The following is a 15,403-nucleotide window of genomic DNA, read 5'->3' as shown; positions in this document are numbered from 1 at the left end:
TGACAAATCACCCCGCATTTTTTAGCATTATGCCGATTTCGTTATAGTATTTCTGCCGGACGGTCATTGCGTCGATCACCGACACAAAGCCGTCAATGCGCGCCCGCTGTTCGATTTTAACCGGACGGAATTTCCGCGTTTCCATGTTGTGCTTTAAGGCCACATTCAGGAAATGCGCCTTTAGCAAGCTGTTATCCGCGATCTTGAAATTGCCATCAAGCAAAATCCCTTCAAATTCGCGGATCACGCCCGCAAGGTTTTCACCCTGAAAAACATCGTCCATGTGGAAGCCATAGGCGCGCATATCGTCAACAAGGTATTGCGCGCTGTATCGGTCATAGCCCACTTTAAGCACGTATATTTCGTATTTTTCTTTCAGCATGACGAACCAATTATACACGTCCTTATAGTCAACGTAATTTTCGCCGGAAAGCGTTATAATACCCTTCTGCACAAAAAGGGCATACGGCACGCCGTCGATTGCCGTTGCCCGCTCGACGCGGTTTGCGGGCATGAAGAACTGTGTAAACGCATACAGCTTCCCGCCCCGCTCCACGATCACCGTTGCCGCCGTCAAGTCCGTTGTTTGCGAAAGGTCAATGCCACCCACGGCATAGGTTTTCCGGAAGTCTGCAAGCGTGATTTCTGCCGCCGAACCTTCTACAACGTGCGCGTCAAGCCATGCAATAGAAGAATTCTGCTTGATGTTGCAATACTTCGTCAGGAATTCGGCCTTTTTGCTTGCGGACATTTCCGCAACCGCTATTTCCTCGCGGAAGAAGTCTTCCGACACGGAAACGCCCATATTCGGGTTTGCCTTTTTCAGCTCTTCAATATCGTTCCAGCGTTCCACATCGTCGATCATGTATAGGAACGGCAAAAGGCGGCGTTCCTTGCTGTTGCCCTTCAAGAAGGCCGTGGATCGCTTCATCAATTCATCAAAAATCCCGTCGTTTTCATATCCCGCCGTGCTGATTGACAGGATCAACGGTTGCCGCCGCGCGCCAAGCGCGGATTTCATAACTTCGTATTGCTTCAACCCGCCGTCGCCGCGCCAGCTTGCCACTTCGTCATTGACAACCAAATGCGGGTTAAAGCCGTCTGATTTCTTCGCGTTGAAGGCCAGCGGCTTTATAACCGTGTTTGCCTCTTCAATGTAAATATCGGAACGCCGCTTTTTGGATAGCTCCGAAAGCTCCGGTTCCTTTTTTATCATCTGAAAGAAGTTATCATAGACAATGTTTGCTTGTTCCAGCTTCGGCGCAAGGCAATATATTTTCGCTCCATATTCGCCGTCTAAATAGGCCATGTACGCGATCACCGCCGAAGCAAAAAGCGTCTTGCCGTTCTTCCGGCCTATGACAATGAAGACTTCGCGGAACACGCGCAAGCCGTCCGCGTCCACGATCCCGAAGATCACGGAAACACAAGCCTTTTGCCACACTTCCAGCTTCAAAAGATCGTCCCGGCCTTCGCAATGGTGACAAAAATTCTCTATGAAGCGAATTGCCTTGTTTGCCTTCTTCGCGTTGAAGAAATATTCCCCTCGTTCAAGCCCTGCAATGACAATTTCATAAATCAGCCGAACCCACTTGCCAACCGTATATTTTCCCGTCTGAATGCCCGAAAAATATTCGTAAATGTAGTTTGCAAACGGCATTTATTCGTCCCGTAACGCCTGCAAACGGCTTTCCTTTTTCTTTTCAGGCGGCACAAGATCGGTTAGCTGTTTTATGATCGAAGCATGATTTTTCGTCATTGCAATATGGGTTTTTACTGCGTCGCTCTGCTTCGTCCCCTTCTGATTTTCGCCGTTCTGGTATTCGACGGTGTAGCCTTCGGCGTTGATAATTTCTTGTAGCTCTTCCAGCGAAACGGCCATAAACGCGGCGTTTTTTATCAGGCTTTCCACGGTCTGCAACTTGTTTTTATCCAAGTCACGGAAAACCCTTTTAAGCCGCGCGATCTCCCGCTTGATCCGCTGATCCTTCGTCAAGTCCTTCTTTGCCGCCATAAAAAACGCCCCCTTTCTTCCGTCCTCCACTACACCCCCCACCGCGTACACCCGTTATGCGCGCGCCTGCGGAGTTTTTTTATTCTCCCGCCCTCGGTGTTCCACCCTCCCTAATTCTGCGGCGAATGGGGGGGATATACAAGATTGCCGTTCGCGTCGAAGGTGTACCGCTTCGGCCTGCCGCTTCTGTGGTGTTCCTTGTTGTGGCAATCTTGACAAAGGGCCTCCAAGTTATCCCACGAAAGCGCAACCCGCGGATCGTCGATATTCTGCCGCGTTAAATATTTCTTGTGGTGTGCGATCTTCGCCACGATCGGATTGTCGGGCGTTGAACATCGTTCGCAAAGATAGCCCTTTGATTGCAAGAACCCTTCGCGGCACGCGCGCCATGCGTCCGAATTGTAGAACCTTTCTGCCCACGGCTTCACGCCTGCCGCCTCCTTTCAGGCAAAAGAAAAAGCCCCCACGGGCGAACCCGTGAAGGCTTTTGAAGTGTGCTGTTTCATTCGCAATAAATCAGCGTAATAATTATAGCACATATAGACGGGCAATGCAAGGGCATGAAACGGGCGCGAAACGGGCATTTTTCGGCCCTGTTTTACTCCCTGCCGCTTGCCCGCTCCTTCCTGAACGTGCCAGCGGCCACCGCCGCGGGCTTGCCGAACATACACACGGCCATGTCGTTTACTATCTTGTTGCGCCAGCGGCGCGCGCTCTTCGCGTCCCGCACAAGGCCCATGCCCCCCAGCTCTTCCGCTATATCGTCCCACGTGTACGGCGGCGCGTCTGCGGGGCGCGGCTCCCCCTGTGCGTCCTCCCCGAAGTAGTACAGCCGGACAACGTGAAATTCCTTCCGATCTGCAAACAGCGATATAACGCGGTCTATCTCTTCAAGCCGCGCCCGCGTCCTGTGGTATGCCTTCACCTTGTCCCGCTCCAACTCTTCCAAAATATCATCTTCCGTCCGGTGTGTGTTGCCCCCGCTCGAAGGTGAAAAGCTCCCTATGCTTTTGCTTTTCCCCTGAAGCTCCACGCGCGTATAGCCTTCATAATCGGCAACCAGCGTTTGCAACTTCTTGTAGTTGAAAAGCAGACTTTCCATTGCGCGGAAGTAATTGACGTTGCCGCCCATGCCGTCAATATAGGCCATAGAAGCCGTTGCCCGCGCAACTTCGTTTATCAGCTCCCGCACTTCGTCCGTGATTATGCCCGCTTGTTTCCTTCCCATGTCCTGCACCCTCTTTCCGTTATTATTCCGTTTCGGCGGCCTCTTCGCCGCCTTCGTCCGAAAGCACGCGGACGATCGCCGCCACCTGTTCAAAGTCCAGATAAACGGGCTTGTTTTCTGTGATCCCGCTAATGTTGTAGCCCGTCACCTGATCCAGCCCGTTTCTTGTCAGCGTGAATTTATCGCACTTCGTCGTAAACTCAACGCCGCTTTTCAGGATCACCCGCATAGATATTTTTGCCATTGTCAAAACTCCTTCCCGCCGCTTTCGCCGTCTTCGTCTTCTGCCGCCGTCGCCCAATCTATGCCGCAAAATAATTCCTGTAGGGTCTTCACCATAGGGCGAACCGCGCGCAAGACAGATTTATAAATTCTCTGGAACACCGCAATTGCGCGCTTGCCTTCCAGATAATGGCGATAATGCGCAAAAACGGCTTCATACGAACCCAAGACGCAAACCAGCTTCGCCAACCGTTCCGCTTCATTTCGCTGTACCCCGTAAGACATAGCCAGCTTTACAAACCGCTTTCTTTTCAAGCCTGCTTCCCTCCCATGCTCAAATAGTCCGTGATAACCTTTGCGGCGGCCTCCCAGCCCTTGCACAAGGCCGTAAAATAGCCCTGCTTTTTCAGCTCCGACAGCCACCGCTTTTGATCGCCGCTTGTTTTACTGCCCTTCTGCCGCTTTAGTTCTATGTAAAGCCCATGAAAGCCGCCGCGGGCGACGGGTAAGCACAAATCCGGCACGCCCGCCTTCACCCCTTCGGCGCGGAAGCGTCCGGCCTCTGCCTTCTTCCGGCTCCCGCCGTTCGGCACGTGGTAAAGCAAGGCCAATTCCGGAAAACGCCCGCTTTGAAAGACGGCCCAGCGGAAAAGGCATTGCTGTTCCGCGCTCTCTGTTGGAACAGGAAGGGAAGGGGCGTTATTTGCGCGCATGGTCTTCACCGCCCTTCCATTTCACCCACGGTTCAACGCCGCCGCGCCCTTCGCGTATCGCCGCCCGCGCCGCCGCTTCCGTGGAAAAGAGGTCTTCCGGCTTCAAGCCGTCGTAATCCTCCGAATACTCTTCCGTGATATGCCAGCGGCACACGATCCCGCCGCCGTCCGGCTCCACGGCCACGATCTCCACGGGAACGGCGCATAGCGTTTCCCAAATGTCCGTTATAATCCAGCATTGCCCGCCGATCTGCGGATTTTCAATCATGCTTTTTCAACCTCCCCGAAGAACCGTTCAAATGCTTCAATGTTGTTCGTTGCCTCAAAAATCCGCTTTACGCTCTCTTCCGTTTCAAGGTGTCCGGCCTGTTCTCCATAGTCTTCTTTGCTAACAGAAAACCAATTCCCGCGTTCCGTTCTGTAAAGCGTCATATCCTTCCGGAAGTAAATCCCTTGAATAAGCGAAGACGGAAAGGAACGCCGAAAGCGTGCTACCTCTTCGGCCTTCTCCGTGTCGTAAACCTTCCCACCCATGAAAAAGCGTGCCATGCTAATTCCTCCGTTTCTTTTTTTGCTTTTTGTCCTTCTTTGGCGGCTCTGGACGGCGGCACATTCTCGCGTAGATGTAGGCCCCGGCCACGTATGCCGAATACTTCACTTCGCAATCGTTGAAAGCATAATCCGGAAACAGCTTCCCGAAGATCGCCGCGGGCGCGGCCTCAAAGTCTGCCGCCATCTGTTCAACCTTCCGTTTGCTGATCTTTGTATCGGCTTCCGTTATTTTCGGATCAACAAGGTTTTTGCTTGCCGCCCAGCGTTTGCCGCCGTTCGGCTCCTTCGTCATATAGCGGGCAAGGGCTTCAAGGCCGTAATCGTCCGGTTGCAGACGGCGGGTATTTGCCCAGCCCCGGCCCTGCCACAAGGCTTCGGCAACGTCCCGATCCATGCCGGACATTATGACGTGATGGTGAACCCGCTTGCGCCTGCCGTCCCCGCCGCCGTACTCGATCACATACACATACTTCAATTCCGGAAGGCCGTTCTTCCTGCGCCATTGCCGCACCCTCCGAAGATAGTTGCGAATATCGCGGCGCGCCTGTTCTTCGTCCGGCACGAACCCGGCCTTGTATGTAAGCGTTATGCAAAGGTCTTCGCCCGTGAAATTCGCATTGATTTTCCGGATCAACTTCTTTTTCGCGTTCCGGTCATTCAAATTTTGCTGTGCTTCCTTCGTGGCCGCCTTCTTCGCCTTCCGAACTTCGTTTTGCGTGTTCCAAATGGGGAAAATCTCAACTTCAAGAATGTCCCCGGCCTTGATCGTGCGGGCGCGGTATCGGAAAACATTGCTATGCTTCAACCGCTCAAATGCGCTTTCTGTGATTTCCTCCGAACGGTCAAAAAGGAATTCATATTTTGAACTGCTGTAAGGCATTCCCGTTCCCTCCCTGCTTGCCGTTAGGTCTTTTACCCCCTCCCGTCCCCCTAAAGGGGGAAGCAGGCTCTAAGGAATTAAAATGCGCCTGCGGGCGGGCTTCCTGATCTGCCAAACCAGCCCCGCGCATTGTTTGATTTTATCCCCCGCCGCCGATCCTGCTTTTATCACTCCGGCAACACGCCATCAAGGGCAAGCGGCTTCGCCGTGCTTCGCACCCTTGACAACGCGCCGCCTTCGTGATTATCCAAAAGCAGGCGACGGGGAATTAAAATCAAATCAAACGCTATCAGCTTGAACGCAAGCGCGTTCCCTCTGTTACCGTCCATTTCTTAATACCCATTACAAGCCCGTAAATACGCCGTGTTTCAGGCGCATAGTTGACATTTTGCCGCCGCGGTGGTATACTATCTTTAGTTTGAATAGCTCTTCTTCGCGGCGACGCGAAGGGGGAAAGGCGGCTTGCAGGCAACGCAAGCCGCCTTCTTCTTTTATCCGTTGTTATAGCCTGCGGCCTCTTCGTATTCTTTGCATGGTGCTTCTTCCCGCGGCTTGAACCGCATACCGTTCAAACAGCCAATGCAGGGAAAGGGGCGTATGCCGTCCGGCTTCGCGCCGTCCCTGCGCTGTTGGCAGTCTTCCAGCTTCGCGCACGCGTCGCACCAGCACGCGCGGCAATCCCGAATTTCCGTCTTCAACTCCGGTTCTTCGTCCTCTTCACTGTGTACCAGCTCCACGCCGCCTGCGGGGGCGGCCATGTCTGCGAAGCCGCCAGCCAGCCCGCGGGCGAACGCGTCACCCATAACGGCCAAAGCGCGCGCCAGATCGTACCCCAAAGCATAAGCGCACTGCGCAAGCAATTCTTCGTCGAAGGTGCTATTTCCGGTTTCGCCCATCTTTTCCACCGCCTTTCAATCCGTTACGAATGCCCACGGCCACGCCGTACACGATCACCACCGCCACCGAAAGGCACACAACCCCCACAAGGGAATAGAAGGCGGCAACCATAAAATCAAACGCTGTCATTTATGAACCCGTCCTTTCCTTTATATAATGTAGGGCGGGCGGCGGCGCGTGGCCGCCACCCTGTCCCATAGCCTTCTGTTACTTTCCCTTTCCGGAAACAAGCTCCAATGCCTGCGCCTCTGTGAAGCCTGCCCGTTTCAGGGCGGCGAAGCGGGCATAAAGCGCGCTTGCTTCACCTTCGCCGTCCGGCTGATCCGTGGCGGCCTGCGGCTCTTCTGCGGGGGCGGCCTCTTCCGGCTCTTCGCCGCCGATCTCGCCAGCGTCGGAAAACGCCTCTTGAACTCCCTGCGCGATTGCCTTTGCAATCATTTCCCCGAATGACGGCGTGCGCTCCTTCACTTCGTCTTCGTTGAAAGATACCAAAATATCAGATTTCAGGACGCAAAGCGGGCGCACGCCCCTGTTGCCGAAGTACGCGATGTTGCGGCCCAGCGCGCCCGAAGAATAGACATTGCGCACTAAATGTTCGTAACCATTGCGGGCGGTGGAAAACGGCGTTGCCGTCCAATGCCAATCCGACGCGGGGGGAATGATGTTGCGGAATTCGCGGTAAATCTGATCCGTATAAATTCCGATCGTTACCTTGTCAATGCCGTAGTCCTTCAATCCATCATCGGACGTAAGATCAAGGGCAAGCGGCAAGAAGGCTTCCTTGTCCGCGCCTGCGGCGGCCAGCTCTTCCAGAAAGTCCCCGTTCAGGAACGCCCGGACGGAAGACGCGGCAAAATCGTTCTTGTTCTCTTCGTCGAAGGGCATATACCGCGTTTCGCCGCTTTCCGTCTTCAATACGTCCGCGGCCAGCACAAGCACGGCCTTCTTCTGCGGGTTATGCGCCAGCACCACCCATTCCAAGCCGCCATAGGTGAAGCGGCTTTCCGCGGCCAGCTTGCCGATCTCTCCGGTTTTCAATGTTTTTTCCATGTCTGAATAGCTCCTTTCAGTTATTCCAATATGCAACGGCTTCTTCCACCGTTTCAAACTCCCTTGTGGTAAGCCCGCATTCGTGGCACAAAATCAGCGGGCGCGGCTCAAAGTAGGTAAACCGCTCTTTTACGATTTCAGCCCGCCCGCCGCAATAGCGGCAAGGCTTCAATTCCGGTATGTCCGGCTTGTCCCGCTCGTTCACTCTTCGCCCCCTTCCTGCAAGTGCGCATTTCCCGCCAGCGTTACCCGCTCCGGATCGGCAATCGTTACGCTGTGCAAGCACTTGTCTTCTAATTCCAGTTTTAGAACCGTCTTGCCTCCCTGCAACCGATAAATCAAGCCGGAAATATGAAGATACGTTATCCCGCCGTATATGATCGGCTCTTGTGCAAGGAAGGCGGCCTTTGCTTCACTCTTCGTCATTTGTGAACGCCTCCCCGAAAAGCTCTTGCGCGATCCGGTTGTATTCCTCAAAAATCCGATCAAAGGCGGCCCGCCATGCGTCGCCGTGCGTGTGGTCTTCCGGCGTGGCGACGTGGGCCAGCTCATGCGCCAGCACTTCCACCCCCGCCGCAATGGGGATTTCCCCCGATACCTCCACCACGGGCGGCGAACCGTCTTCCGGAAAGGTTGTCACCCCGCACGCGCTGTTCCCGTTTTCGTCTGTCACTTCCGGCATTATGTACGCGCTGTATTCCCGATCCGGAAACAGATTGCCGAAGGCTTGCGCAACCAGCGCGAAGGGATCATTGCCGAATGGGGATTGAAGCCGCCCCGCCGCTTCCGCGGTCAATTTGTCCTTCATACCCCGCCGCCTTTCAACCGCTTTTGCAGGCGTTCCAACTTTCCGTTTTCGGCTTCGACCGGATCACCGTACAGAATGCGCATTTGATCCAGCATTATTTGAACGTCCGCTATCTCTTCGCGCACCGCTTCAATGCGGTTCCGGTGTTCTTCGCTCCCGATCATGGACACGTGAAGGCGGCGCACCTTCAACAAGGCTTTTGTAAGCTCCGACATTTCTTCAATGCACATATCGGTTTGCGCCGCTTCGCCCCACTTCTGCAAAGCCGCTTCTAAAACGGCTTGCCGTTCCTGTTCGCTCATAACCCGCTTTCCTCCTTTCAAATCTTGCCTTCTTCATACGCCTGTTTCAGCTCCCCGGCATACCCACACATAAGGGAAGGGGAAGCAATACCCAAAACGGCGTTTATGAACGTCATGTATGCTATGAACGTTTTACCCCGCTTTCTGATCCAGAAGGCGGGGCTTCCGCTTTCCGGCCTGATCCGCTTTAGCATTCTGCGCGCCTCCTTCCTGTCCGGTCTTGTCGGTGCAATCGCACCTTTCGCCATAGTCAAGGTGACTTCCGCACCACGGGCAAACCTTGAATTTCATTTTTTCACCGCCTTTCGTATTACCAGCCGCCGCAACCCATCCGCGCAAAGCGTCAAGCCGTGTTCCCTCTGGTAAGCGCGGCGGCGGTCTGCAACGGGCTTGTTCCATCCGCATTCCGGGTATTCCGAAGGCTTGCACTTCTGCGAAGCGTCCGGATCAATCCCAAGCAGGCAGTTAAACGGCGGCTTTTTCTCTTCGCTCATTTCGCACCGCCTCCCCATTGTAAATTACCAGCATAGAAGGGAAGGGCGCGGGATCGGCGGCGTTGCCGTCTTCGTCGGTGAAGCGAAGCCGCCCGCGGATAAAGCGCACTTCCGCTTTGTGGTATATGAATTCGTGAAAATATGAGGTGTCCGTCCGCGCCGGAATAAGAAGTACGATCGGCGTTCCGGCCTGCGCCTCTTCGTATGCCTTCCGAACCCATTTGCCGATTTCCCGCCCATACGGGGGATTGCAAAATACTGTACCCCCCGCAACCTTCCAAGAGGATTTAAGCCCGTCCGTTTCCGGCGTGAAATATTGCGGGCATTTCGCCGTCTTGTCCGTGGCCGCCGCGTCCAGCGTGAAGGAAAATTCTTCGTTCAGCTTGTCGAAGAAGTCTTGCGGCGTACACCAACACATATTTTTTGAAGACAACAAAGCCTTGTTCATGCGCCCGCCCTCGCTTTCTTCAACTCTTTGTTCAGGCGATCCAACCGCCGCCGCAAGGCGCGGTTTTCCTCATTTACCTTCATCAACTCTGCCGCCAGCTTGTCCGCGGTGTCTGTCCGGCTGTAATCAAGCGGGCGCACAACCTCGCAAAGATAGGCACGCTTTCCACCTTCAAAATTGCTTCCGGTGTCCTGCGCCTGCAATATCACTTCCGAAGTGTCCCGTATGCCTTCCAGCGAAAGCAGGACGAACCGCGAAGCACTATGCGTTTTAACCATCTTCGCCCGCCTCGCTTTCTTCCAGCACTTCCCCTGTGGACGTGTCCACGTCGAAGGCGCATTGCGCCGGATCGCCTGCCGCTTCGCGGGCGGCGGCCCGTTCCTCTTCCTGCCGCCGAAGATCAAGTGCAAAAGCGCAATCACGTGCCAGCCGTTGCAGGCGTTCCACAAATCCCGCGTTGATAACGTCATAGGGCATAATCACCGCTTGAAGCAGGAAGCCCGCCTTTGCCACAATGTACGGTGTCCCGTTCGGCGTGAAGCGTTCGTATAGCTCCAACACGTCCAGCACGTCCGACACGGGCGACAAATAGCGGCTTTGAATGAATACCAGCCCCCGCCGCGTCTGCAACGGCTTCAATGTATGGCCGCTGAAAATGATTGAAAGGTTGTCCCGCTCAATCATCTTTTCGTTTGCGTCCGTGTCTTCAAAGTTGATCCCTTCCGGCGCGTCCATCACCCGCACAAACCAATCTTCGCGCTGTTTTTCCGGCACGTCAAAGATTGTCAAAATGCTTTCTTCGTCCAGCTCCGGAAGGCCGGAAACGGGATATGCGGTCATTCCGTCGCCTATGTACTGTTGCAACGTCCCGCCGCTTTCGTAACGGTTGTATAAAACAACCTGTTTCCCTTTCTTGCAGATCGCGGCAATGCTCTTGATCTTCATGCGTCGCCGCCTCCTTCCTGCGGCCCCCGCTCCATCTGCACCGCCGCCCGCGGCGCGCCGCAATGCGGGCAGTAATTGAACTGTTCATGCGGCGGGAAGCGGTAAGAACCCCCGGCGTTTGCAATGCGCGCGCCGTACTTGTCCACTTCACACTTTGCCGCGCCAAAATCAAATTTTCGGCAAAAATCACACATACGCGCACCCCCTAATACTTCCCGAAGACGCGCACGGCGTTTTCCTTCGGGAAAGCACGCACAACGGCGGTTGTGATCCACGATACCCGCAAGAAGTCCCGTGCGGCCTTCTTCGCCAGCCGCCAGATCATGCGCGCGTCTTCGCCGCCGAAGCTGTCAGCCGCCGAAAGCGGATATTCACATACCAGCATAAGCCGCCCGCCCTTCCGGTTCCGTCGTTCCTTCATGTACTCCCGGTTGCCTTCCTTGCACTTGATAATTTCCAGCGGGGCGGGGAAGGCCCAGCCGCCGCCCTGCTTGTCCTGTTTTTCCATAGTTTGAATAGCTCCTTTCTGTCAACTGCTATATGGGGTTTGCAACGTCCAGTCCCAAACCGTGCCGCCCATGAATTCCGTGCGGAAATAGTTTCGTTCCCCGTCGCCTGTGAAGAAGAAGTATTCCGCGGGAAGCACGCGGCCCACGTCGCCGCCCTCCCGCCGCTCCCGCTCCCATCGTGTCAGAACGTCCGCGGCAATGGCCTTCAACTCTTCCGTGGCCGGATAGTCCGGCGAATACCCCGCGAATTGTGAAGGCTCTGTTACCACCCCGGCCACCGTGTCCGGCCAGCGCGCCGCGTCAACGCGGTTCAGCACGCACCACACAACCGCCGCTTTTTCCATGTCCGAAGGCACGCCGCGGGCTTCGCCCCATAGAACCCGCGCCAGCATTTCAACTTCTGCTTCGTCCGGCACATAGGGCGCGGGCGTTTCAGCCGCCGAAGGCGTGTGCGTTATTAACGGCGCGGCGGTGGAAACGGTGAATTCCGGAAGCGGCGGGGCGGCGGCCTGCGGCCCTCTGGACGCGGCCACAACTCCGAAGATGGAAAGCACCACCCCCGCCGCCAGCAACGCAAGGGGAAGGGAAGGGCGGTTGCGGCGCGCCCGCCGCTTTACGGCCTGTTCCATATCTTTTCAACCTCCGCGTGGCACACGTCCGGCCCGTTCGTGCCGATCCAGTCTTGCAGGGCTTCCCGCCGATCCTTCCGCAAGCGGTTTTCTTCGGCCTCGAAGTCTTGTTGCAGGGTTTCCGGATCGTGAAGCTGGAAGGCGCGCCCGCAGCCGTTCAAAGATACTTCTATCAGAATGCACCCCGTCCCGCCGTTTGTGTCCGGCGCGATCCGCACGCGCATATTGCCAAACTGCATTATGTAGTAGTCCGGCAACGCGTCTTCTTCCCGTTGAAGGCCCTTCGCCGTGCCGAATTCCCGCAAGGCCAATTCCCGCGCCTTCTTCAAGGTCAGCTTCACGCCGCCGCGCAACGGGCTTTTGCGGTGTTCCCGCTTGAAAATCGCCGCTTGCACTTCGGCGGTTGTCTTCTGTTTCCTTGCCATAGTTTGAATAGCTCCTTTCTGCTGTTGCGGGTTTACGTGAATAGCGTTAGTTGCTTGTTTTCCTCTTCGCGGGCAATTTCAGCGGCAAAGCGCGTTTCAAGGTCAAGCACGCTTTTTCCCGGCCCCTTCATAGGGCGGTCTGTGTGACGCTGTATTTCCTTTAGCCGCTCCCAATATTCCGGAAGGTGAACGTAAATGTTGCGAAGCTCCTTCAAGTTTTTGTTTGCACAGCACCAGCACGAAACGCGATCCAGCAAATCATAAAGACGGAAGCCGCTTTCTTTCCACTCAAAGCCCCGATCATAGCAACCTTGCAGGCATTCCGCTTCGGCCACTCCCCAAATAGCAAGCGGGGCGATCTTCTGCGGCGGCAAACGTTCAATGCGCTTCGGTTCATCTGCGGCAATCCCCACATACTGAAATACGGTATACCCGCTATCGGCGTATTTCTTCGCGTTCGCGTCTAAAACCTGTTGTTTCCCTGCCGTTCCCCAGCGGGCGCAACCGCCACACCACGAATACCCCAAATGAAGGCCGTTTTTCCCGTTTACGGGTTTTTCTAACATATCGTATAGAAACGGCCTCTTTGTGTGAAATTCGGTGTATTTTATCCCACGTTCTGCAAGCATTGGCAAAACCTTGTTCCGTATGTCATAGATCGCTTGAAATTCCATTCCCGTATCATAGAACGCAACTTCATTCAGCGGCACGCCTTCTTCCATTAGCCGAAGAAGCATATAAAGGCTATCTTTGCCCCAGCTCACGGAAGCAATGTAATATTCCCGCATAGTCTGAAAAGCTCCCTTCGTTGTGCGCCTATGCCCGCCGCTTGTGCCGGAAGTCCCCGGCATTCGGGCAAGTCTTCCAATGCGGCACGAATGCAACGGGAAGATCGCGGCTTTCCTCTTCCGGGCGGGCAACGCGCCCGGTGATAACCTCCCCTTCGTCCGTTACAAAGCGGTCATTCCCGCCGCCTTCGATCACAAAGACGGGCGCGGGATCAACGGGCATATTCTTTCCGGCAACCGTCTTGATCCAGTCGATTTCACGCCCGCACCCCCGGCAAATGCTCATTCTGAACGCCCCCGTTCCTCTGTGGCCGCCTGCGCCAGCCACCACGCCGGATTATTCCGGCACGCCTCATTCGGGCAAGCGTCGCAATCTGTGGCGGCGCACCCCGCGCAATACTGCTTCTGGAAAGCCTGATCCCACGGGGCTTCTAATACGGGCAATTCCCGAAGGAAGGCCGCCAACGCCTGCGGGCTTTCTGTGATCCGTTCATACTCTGTCACGGTCTTAACCTCCCTTCCCAGCCGTGGCCGCCGTCCTGCCCCGCCGCTTGAAATGCTCCTGAACGGTTGCTTGCGCCCGCTCCGCTTTGTAGATTTCCCTTTGCCTGCTGTCCAGCTCCCCGACGTAGCCGCGCTTCAACTCGTTGTAGATCGTCGCCGTATGCACGCCCAGCCGCGCGGCAATTTCAAGCGGGCGATCCCCGCGGGCGTGCCACACTTCGATTTTCTGCCGATCTTCAAACGTCAGGTATTTGTACCTTCCCGCCATGCTTTTTCACCCCTCTTATTGACATTTTCCGCGCTTTATGGTAAAAAAAATAAATGCGGAAGAACTCTCCCGCCCCCGCTTTGGGGGCTTCGTGTTCTTTCGCATTTAATATTACAACCTACGGCCGCAAACACAGCGCAAAAAACCTCTTGCATTTTTCCCCTTTCCGTGGTATGATAATTGCTGTGCAAACGGGAAAGTAAGGAGGTGTGACTGATGCCAAATATTAAGTCGGCAAAGAAGCGTGTGAAAGTTATCAGCACAAAAACCATGCAGAACCGCGCTGTCAATTCCCAACTGAAGACTGAAATCAAGAAGGCCAACGCTGCCATTGAGGGCAATGCGGAGAACAAGGCCGATGCGGTGCGTGTTGCCGTGAAGAAGATCGACCAGGCTGTGGCCAAGGGGATCCTGCACAAAAACACGGCTGCCAGAAAGAAGTCAGCCCTCGACAAGAAGCTGCACGCCAGCGCCTAGGGCTTGTTTGAAAATAGAGGAAGTGCCGGAATTTTTGTTCCAAAGGGAGCGGTTTCAAGGCGGAAACCGCAAGAAATACTTTCGTATTTCGAGGGTTTCCAACACAGGGAAACGCCCGTTTGGGGCAAAAAGACGGTGTTTGCGATTTTTCGAACAAGCCCTAAAGGGCGGCTTTCCAAAACTATAAGGCTATAAGGCTTGGTACCTGTAACGGGTACAAGCCTTTTTGCTTTTTATGGGCCTTTTTCCCCTTCCCGCTTTTGGGGGAACACCTCCTGCCACCCTACAAACAGCAGCAGCACCCCAAAGCAGCGGCGCAGCAGGGTGGTGTCCAGCCTTGCTGCCAGCAGGGCCGCGCAGATGCAGGCGGGTATGCCGAAAAGGGCGCACCAAAGGGCCGCTTTCTTTTCCACCAGCCGGTTTTTCACGTGGCCCAGCAGGGCGGGCAGGGCGCAGCAGGGGAAATAGGCCAGGTTCACGCCTCCGGCCCGAAGCTGGCTGAAGCCCTCCGCCAGGGTCAGCCACAGCACCAGCAGCGTGCCGCCCCCTATGCCAAAGCCGGAGAGGAGGCCTGTAAGGGCGCCTGTCAACAGCGGGAAAAACCAGTTCACAGCGCCAGCACCGCCCTTACGCCCCCATAGAGGATAAGAACCCCAAAGGCCCTGCGCAGAAAGGCCAGGGGCACCCTCTGGAAAATTTTCCCGGACAGCAGGCCCCCTAAAAATCCCCCTGCAAGATAGGGCCAGCAGCCCGCCAAATCCAGCGCGCCTTTACAATAATACACCCCGGCGGAAACCAGGGACAGGGGCAGGATGACCGCCACAGAGGTGGCAAAGGCCCTGCGCCTTTCCAGGCCAGCCCATTTTGTGAGCAGGGGCACCAGGAACAGCCCGCCCCCGGACCCGAAAAAGCCGTTGGCAAGGCCCGCCAGCCCCCCGATGGTTCCATATTTCCAGTTTTCTTTCATGCGCGTCCACCCTTTCCGGCTTTTTGCCGCCTGTACCAGCATTCCCCAGGAAAAGCCTGTTTATCCTATGCCCTTCCAGGGCGGCTGGGATGCGGCTTCAGAAATGAACAAACTGTGAATCATGGTAATTTGGTGCAAAAAACCGCTGTTTTGTAACCTTTTTGTCATTTTCGCTGTGTCTCCTGTCTTTTGCCGGGGAAAATATTTTCCAGTTTTTAAGACTGTATCCCTCAAAAAGGGGCAGGCTATAGCCATAGCAAAAAACGGAAATTCCCGGCACAGG

At 55.3% G+C, this 15,403-nt stretch carries 34 protein-coding genes; 1 reads left to right on the top strand and 33 read right to left on the bottom strand.

The window, feature by feature from the left end:
• Window positions 1–7: 7 nt before the first annotated feature.
• The 31 genes from D1841_RS09045 to D1841_RS08895 form a co-directional block, all read right to left on the bottom strand.
• Window positions 8–1,456 (bottom strand): terminase large subunit domain-containing protein, encoded by a 1,449-nt coding sequence (locus D1841_RS09045; protein WP_347563974.1) that lies wholly within the window; start codon window positions 1,454–1,456, stop codon window positions 8–10.
• Between the two features lie 204 nt (window positions 1,457–1,660).
• The gene (locus tag D1841_RS09040) at window positions 1,661–2,014 is read right to left on the bottom strand and encodes a hypothetical protein (RefSeq protein ID WP_160644099.1); all 354 of its coding nucleotides are present in this window, start codon (window positions 2,012–2,014) and stop codon (window positions 1,661–1,663) included.
• A gap of 110 nt (window positions 2,015–2,124) precedes the next feature.
• A complete protein-coding gene (locus tag D1841_RS09035) occupies window positions 2,125–2,442 on the bottom strand; it encodes an HNH endonuclease signature motif containing protein (protein WP_160644097.1) in 318 nt (105 codons plus the stop codon).
• 170 nt (window positions 2,443–2,612) lie between these two features.
• On the bottom strand, window positions 2,613–3,242 hold the full coding sequence (locus D1841_RS09030; protein WP_160644095.1) for a hypothetical protein: 630 nt from the start codon (window positions 3,240–3,242) through the stop codon (window positions 2,613–2,615).
• Between the two features lie 22 nt (window positions 3,243–3,264).
• Entirely contained in the window at window positions 3,265–3,486 is a 222-nt protein-coding gene (locus D1841_RS09025; protein ID WP_160644093.1) for a hypothetical protein, read from the bottom strand.
• 2 nt (window positions 3,487–3,488) lie between these two features.
• Window positions 3,489–3,779, bottom strand: coding sequence for a hypothetical protein (locus D1841_RS09020; RefSeq protein ID WP_161879974.1), 291 nt, complete (start codon window positions 3,777–3,779; stop codon window positions 3,489–3,491).
• The gene (locus D1841_RS09015; protein ID WP_161879973.1) at window positions 3,776–4,177 is read right to left on the bottom strand and encodes a VRR-NUC domain-containing protein; all 402 of its coding nucleotides are present in this window, start codon (window positions 4,175–4,177) and stop codon (window positions 3,776–3,778) included. Before D1841_RS09015 ends, D1841_RS09020 begins: the two co-directional genes overlap by 4 nt.
• Window positions 4,164–4,445, bottom strand: coding sequence for a hypothetical protein (locus tag D1841_RS09010; RefSeq protein ID WP_161879972.1), 282 nt, complete (start codon window positions 4,443–4,445; stop codon window positions 4,164–4,166). The genes D1841_RS09015 and D1841_RS09010 overlap by 14 nt, the downstream gene beginning before the upstream one ends.
• Window positions 4,442–4,726 carry a hypothetical protein gene (locus tag D1841_RS09005; protein WP_161879971.1) on the bottom strand — a complete coding sequence of 95 codons (285 nt, stop codon included), beginning with the start codon at window positions 4,724–4,726 and terminating at the stop codon, window positions 4,442–4,444. The genes D1841_RS09010 and D1841_RS09005 overlap by 4 nt, the downstream gene beginning before the upstream one ends.
• Before the next feature lies 1 nt (window position 4,727).
• Window positions 4,728–5,609, bottom strand: a complete 882-nt coding sequence (locus D1841_RS09000) for a hypothetical protein (protein WP_161879970.1) — start codon at window positions 5,607–5,609, stop codon at window positions 4,728–4,730.
• Between the two features lie 167 nt (window positions 5,610–5,776).
• On the bottom strand, window positions 5,777–5,938 hold the full coding sequence (locus tag D1841_RS08995) for a hypothetical protein (RefSeq protein ID WP_160644757.1): 162 nt from the start codon (window positions 5,936–5,938) through the stop codon (window positions 5,777–5,779).
• Window positions 5,939–6,100: 162 nt separating this feature from the next.
• A complete protein-coding gene (locus D1841_RS08990; protein ID WP_161879969.1) occupies window positions 6,101–6,505 on the bottom strand; it encodes a hypothetical protein in 405 nt (134 codons plus the stop codon).
• Window positions 6,486–6,635, bottom strand: coding sequence for a hypothetical protein (locus tag D1841_RS08985; protein ID WP_160644753.1), 150 nt, complete (start codon window positions 6,633–6,635; stop codon window positions 6,486–6,488). Before D1841_RS08985 ends, D1841_RS08990 begins: the two co-directional genes overlap by 20 nt.
• A gap of 78 nt (window positions 6,636–6,713) precedes the next feature.
• The gene (locus D1841_RS08980; protein ID WP_161879968.1) at window positions 6,714–7,556 is read right to left on the bottom strand and encodes a mucin-5AC; all 843 of its coding nucleotides are present in this window, start codon (window positions 7,554–7,556) and stop codon (window positions 6,714–6,716) included.
• A gap of 16 nt (window positions 7,557–7,572) precedes the next feature.
• Window positions 7,573–7,761, bottom strand: coding sequence for a Lar family restriction alleviation protein (locus D1841_RS08975; RefSeq protein ID WP_160644751.1), 189 nt, complete (start codon window positions 7,759–7,761; stop codon window positions 7,573–7,575).
• Window positions 7,758–7,982, bottom strand: coding sequence for a hypothetical protein (locus D1841_RS08970; RefSeq protein WP_160644749.1), 225 nt, complete (start codon window positions 7,980–7,982; stop codon window positions 7,758–7,760). The genes D1841_RS08975 and D1841_RS08970 overlap by 4 nt, the downstream gene beginning before the upstream one ends.
• Window positions 7,969–8,364, bottom strand: coding sequence for a hypothetical protein (locus D1841_RS08965; protein ID WP_160644747.1), 396 nt, complete (start codon window positions 8,362–8,364; stop codon window positions 7,969–7,971). The genes D1841_RS08970 and D1841_RS08965 overlap by 14 nt, the downstream gene beginning before the upstream one ends.
• Window positions 8,361–8,666 (bottom strand): hypothetical protein, encoded by a 306-nt coding sequence (locus D1841_RS08960; protein ID WP_161879967.1) that lies wholly within the window; start codon window positions 8,664–8,666, stop codon window positions 8,361–8,363. The genes D1841_RS08965 and D1841_RS08960 overlap by 4 nt, the downstream gene beginning before the upstream one ends.
• Window positions 8,667–8,683: 17 nt before the next feature.
• Entirely contained in the window at window positions 8,684–8,860 is a 177-nt protein-coding gene (locus D1841_RS08955) for a hypothetical protein (protein ID WP_160644983.1), read from the bottom strand.
• Between the two features lie 93 nt (window positions 8,861–8,953).
• Window positions 8,954–9,160 carry a hypothetical protein gene (locus D1841_RS08950; RefSeq protein ID WP_160644981.1) on the bottom strand — a complete coding sequence of 69 codons (207 nt, stop codon included), beginning with the start codon at window positions 9,158–9,160 and terminating at the stop codon, window positions 8,954–8,956.
• Window positions 9,132–9,608, bottom strand: a complete 477-nt coding sequence (locus tag D1841_RS08945) for a DNA N-6-adenine-methyltransferase (protein ID WP_161879965.1) — start codon at window positions 9,606–9,608, stop codon at window positions 9,132–9,134. Before D1841_RS08945 ends, D1841_RS08950 begins: the two co-directional genes overlap by 29 nt.
• Window positions 9,605–9,886, bottom strand: a complete 282-nt coding sequence (locus D1841_RS08940; RefSeq protein ID WP_160643310.1) for a hypothetical protein — start codon at window positions 9,884–9,886, stop codon at window positions 9,605–9,607. Before D1841_RS08940 ends, D1841_RS08945 begins: the two co-directional genes overlap by 4 nt.
• Window positions 9,879–10,553 carry a hypothetical protein gene (locus tag D1841_RS08935; protein ID WP_161879964.1) on the bottom strand — a complete coding sequence of 225 codons (675 nt, stop codon included), beginning with the start codon at window positions 10,551–10,553 and terminating at the stop codon, window positions 9,879–9,881. The genes D1841_RS08940 and D1841_RS08935 overlap by 8 nt, the downstream gene beginning before the upstream one ends.
• Window positions 10,550–10,747 carry a hypothetical protein gene (locus D1841_RS08930; protein WP_160643303.1) on the bottom strand — a complete coding sequence of 66 codons (198 nt, stop codon included), beginning with the start codon at window positions 10,745–10,747 and terminating at the stop codon, window positions 10,550–10,552. The genes D1841_RS08935 and D1841_RS08930 overlap by 4 nt, the downstream gene beginning before the upstream one ends.
• 11 nt (window positions 10,748–10,758) lie before the next feature.
• Window positions 10,759–11,061 (bottom strand): hypothetical protein, encoded by a 303-nt coding sequence (locus tag D1841_RS08925; protein ID WP_160643301.1) that lies wholly within the window; start codon window positions 11,059–11,061, stop codon window positions 10,759–10,761.
• Between the two features lie 21 nt (window positions 11,062–11,082).
• Window positions 11,083–11,691 carry a cell wall hydrolase gene (locus D1841_RS08920; protein WP_160643300.1) on the bottom strand — a complete coding sequence of 203 codons (609 nt, stop codon included), beginning with the start codon at window positions 11,689–11,691 and terminating at the stop codon, window positions 11,083–11,085.
• Complete coding sequence (locus D1841_RS08915; protein ID WP_160643298.1) at window positions 11,676–12,116, bottom strand: hypothetical protein; 441 nt, start codon at window positions 12,114–12,116, stop codon at window positions 11,676–11,678. Before D1841_RS08915 ends, D1841_RS08920 begins: the two co-directional genes overlap by 16 nt.
• 32 nt (window positions 12,117–12,148) lie before the next feature.
• A complete protein-coding gene (locus D1841_RS08910; protein ID WP_237076320.1) occupies window positions 12,149–12,904 on the bottom strand; it encodes a phosphoadenosine phosphosulfate reductase in 756 nt (251 codons plus the stop codon).
• A 28-nt stretch (window positions 12,905–12,932) separates the two neighbouring features.
• Window positions 12,933–13,190 (bottom strand): hypothetical protein, encoded by a 258-nt coding sequence (locus tag D1841_RS08905; protein ID WP_160643296.1) that lies wholly within the window; start codon window positions 13,188–13,190, stop codon window positions 12,933–12,935.
• Complete coding sequence (locus D1841_RS08900; RefSeq protein ID WP_161879963.1) at window positions 13,187–13,408, bottom strand: hypothetical protein; 222 nt, start codon at window positions 13,406–13,408, stop codon at window positions 13,187–13,189. Before D1841_RS08900 ends, D1841_RS08905 begins: the two co-directional genes overlap by 4 nt.
• A 4-nt stretch (window positions 13,409–13,412) precedes the next feature.
• A complete protein-coding gene (locus D1841_RS08895) occupies window positions 13,413–13,676 on the bottom strand; it encodes a helix-turn-helix domain-containing protein (protein ID WP_161879962.1) in 264 nt (87 codons plus the stop codon).
• Window positions 13,677–13,892: 216 nt separating this feature from the next.
• On the opposite strand from D1841_RS08895, the gene rpsT reads away from it, so the two are divergent.
• Window positions 13,893–14,153, top strand: coding sequence for a 30S ribosomal protein S20 (gene rpsT / locus D1841_RS08890; protein WP_160643292.1), 261 nt, complete (start codon window positions 13,893–13,895; stop codon window positions 14,151–14,153).
• A 233-nt stretch (window positions 14,154–14,386) separates the two neighbouring features.
• On the opposite strand, the gene D1841_RS08885 is transcribed toward rpsT, so the two are convergent.
• On the bottom strand, window positions 14,387–14,764 hold the full coding sequence (locus tag D1841_RS08885; RefSeq protein WP_160643290.1) for a sulfite exporter TauE/SafE family protein: 378 nt from the start codon (window positions 14,762–14,764) through the stop codon (window positions 14,387–14,389).
• Window positions 14,761–15,162, bottom strand: a complete 402-nt coding sequence (locus D1841_RS08880; protein ID WP_160643288.1) for a TSUP family transporter — start codon at window positions 15,160–15,162, stop codon at window positions 14,761–14,763. The genes D1841_RS08885 and D1841_RS08880 overlap by 4 nt, the downstream gene beginning before the upstream one ends.
• Window positions 15,163–15,403: the final 241 nt, after the last annotated feature.

Source organism: Neglectibacter sp. X4 (genome assembly GCF_009917365.1).
Lineage (GTDB): Bacteria > Bacillota > Clostridia > Oscillospirales > Acutalibacteraceae > Acutalibacter.
Note: the sequence above shows the minus strand (reverse complement) of the source record. Positions and strands in the feature narration are given on the sequence as shown.

What these genes read in the sequence shown, in the direction of transcription:
- rpsT (WP_160643292.1), top strand. Translation starts at nt 13,893, where the DNA reads ATGCCAAATATTAAGTCGGCAAAGAAGCGTGTGAAAGTTATCAGCACA.
- D1841_RS08920 (WP_160643300.1), bottom strand. Translation starts at nt 11,691, where the DNA reads ATGGAACAGGCCGTAAAGCGGCGGGCGCGCCGCAACCGCCCTTCCCTT.
- D1841_RS08930 (WP_160643303.1), bottom strand. Translation starts at nt 10,747, where the DNA reads ATGTGTGATTTTTGCCGAAAATTTGATTTTGGCGCGGCAAAGTGTGAA.
- D1841_RS09015 (WP_161879973.1), bottom strand. Translation starts at nt 4,177, where the DNA reads ATGCGCGCAAATAACGCCCCTTCCCTTCCTGTTCCAACAGAGAGCGCG.
- D1841_RS08940 (WP_160643310.1), bottom strand. Translation starts at nt 9,886, where the DNA reads ATGGTTAAAACGCATAGTGCTTCGCGGTTCGTCCTGCTTTCGCTGGAA.
- D1841_RS08915 (WP_160643298.1), bottom strand. Translation starts at nt 12,116, where the DNA reads ATGGCAAGGAAACAGAAGACAACCGCCGAAGTGCAAGCGGCGATTTTC.
- D1841_RS08980 (WP_161879968.1), bottom strand. Translation starts at nt 7,556, where the DNA reads ATGGAAAAAACATTGAAAACCGGAGAGATCGGCAAGCTGGCCGCGGAA.
- D1841_RS09005 (WP_161879971.1), bottom strand. Translation starts at nt 4,726, where the DNA reads ATGGCACGCTTTTTCATGGGTGGGAAGGTTTACGACACGGAGAAGGCC.
- D1841_RS08985 (WP_160644753.1), bottom strand. Translation starts at nt 6,635, where the DNA reads ATGACAGCGTTTGATTTTATGGTTGCCGCCTTCTATTCCCTTGTGGGG.
- D1841_RS09030 (WP_160644095.1), bottom strand. Translation starts at nt 3,242, where the DNA reads ATGGGAAGGAAACAAGCGGGCATAATCACGGACGAAGTGCGGGAGCTG.
- D1841_RS08925 (WP_160643301.1), bottom strand. Translation starts at nt 11,061, where the DNA reads ATGGAAAAACAGGACAAGCAGGGCGGCGGCTGGGCCTTCCCCGCCCCG.
- D1841_RS08995 (WP_160644757.1), bottom strand. Translation starts at nt 5,938, where the DNA reads ATGGACGGTAACAGAGGGAACGCGCTTGCGTTCAAGCTGATAGCGTTT.
- D1841_RS08895 (WP_161879962.1), bottom strand. Translation starts at nt 13,676, where the DNA reads ATGGCGGGAAGGTACAAATACCTGACGTTTGAAGATCGGCAGAAAATC.
- D1841_RS09025 (WP_160644093.1), bottom strand. Translation starts at nt 3,486, where the DNA reads ATGGCAAAAATATCTATGCGGGTGATCCTGAAAAGCGGCGTTGAGTTT.
- D1841_RS09010 (WP_161879972.1), bottom strand. Translation starts at nt 4,445, where the DNA reads ATGATTGAAAATCCGCAGATCGGCGGGCAATGCTGGATTATAACGGAC.
- D1841_RS08955 (WP_160644983.1), bottom strand. Translation starts at nt 8,860, where the DNA reads ATGCTAAAGCGGATCAGGCCGGAAAGCGGAAGCCCCGCCTTCTGGATC.
- D1841_RS08990 (WP_161879969.1), bottom strand. Translation starts at nt 6,505, where the DNA reads ATGGGCGAAACCGGAAATAGCACCTTCGACGAAGAATTGCTTGCGCAG.
- D1841_RS08960 (WP_161879967.1), bottom strand. Translation starts at nt 8,666, where the DNA reads ATGAGCGAACAGGAACGGCAAGCCGTTTTAGAAGCGGCTTTGCAGAAG.
- D1841_RS09000 (WP_161879970.1), bottom strand. Translation starts at nt 5,609, where the DNA reads ATGCCTTACAGCAGTTCAAAATATGAATTCCTTTTTGACCGTTCGGAG.
- D1841_RS08905 (WP_160643296.1), bottom strand. Translation starts at nt 13,190, where the DNA reads ATGAGCATTTGCCGGGGGTGCGGGCGTGAAATCGACTGGATCAAGACG.
- D1841_RS08945 (WP_161879965.1), bottom strand. Translation starts at nt 9,608, where the DNA reads ATGAACAAGGCTTTGTTGTCTTCAAAAAATATGTGTTGGTGTACGCCG.
- D1841_RS08970 (WP_160644749.1), bottom strand. Translation starts at nt 7,982, where the DNA reads ATGACGAAGAGTGAAGCAAAGGCCGCCTTCCTTGCACAAGAGCCGATC.
- D1841_RS08910 (WP_237076320.1), bottom strand. Translation starts at nt 12,904, where the DNA reads ATGCGGGAATATTACATTGCTTCCGTGAGCTGGGGCAAAGATAGCCTT.
- D1841_RS08880 (WP_160643288.1), bottom strand. Translation starts at nt 15,162, where the DNA reads ATGCTGGTACAGGCGGCAAAAAGCCGGAAAGGGTGGACGCGCATGAAA.
- D1841_RS08935 (WP_161879964.1), bottom strand. Translation starts at nt 10,553, where the DNA reads ATGAAGATCAAGAGCATTGCCGCGATCTGCAAGAAAGGGAAACAGGTT.
- D1841_RS09040 (WP_160644099.1), bottom strand. Translation starts at nt 2,014, where the DNA reads ATGGCGGCAAAGAAGGACTTGACGAAGGATCAGCGGATCAAGCGGGAG.
- D1841_RS08965 (WP_160644747.1), bottom strand. Translation starts at nt 8,364, where the DNA reads ATGAAGGACAAATTGACCGCGGAAGCGGCGGGGCGGCTTCAATCCCCA.
- D1841_RS08950 (WP_160644981.1), bottom strand. Translation starts at nt 9,160, where the DNA reads ATGAGCGAAGAGAAAAAGCCGCCGTTTAACTGCCTGCTTGGGATTGAT.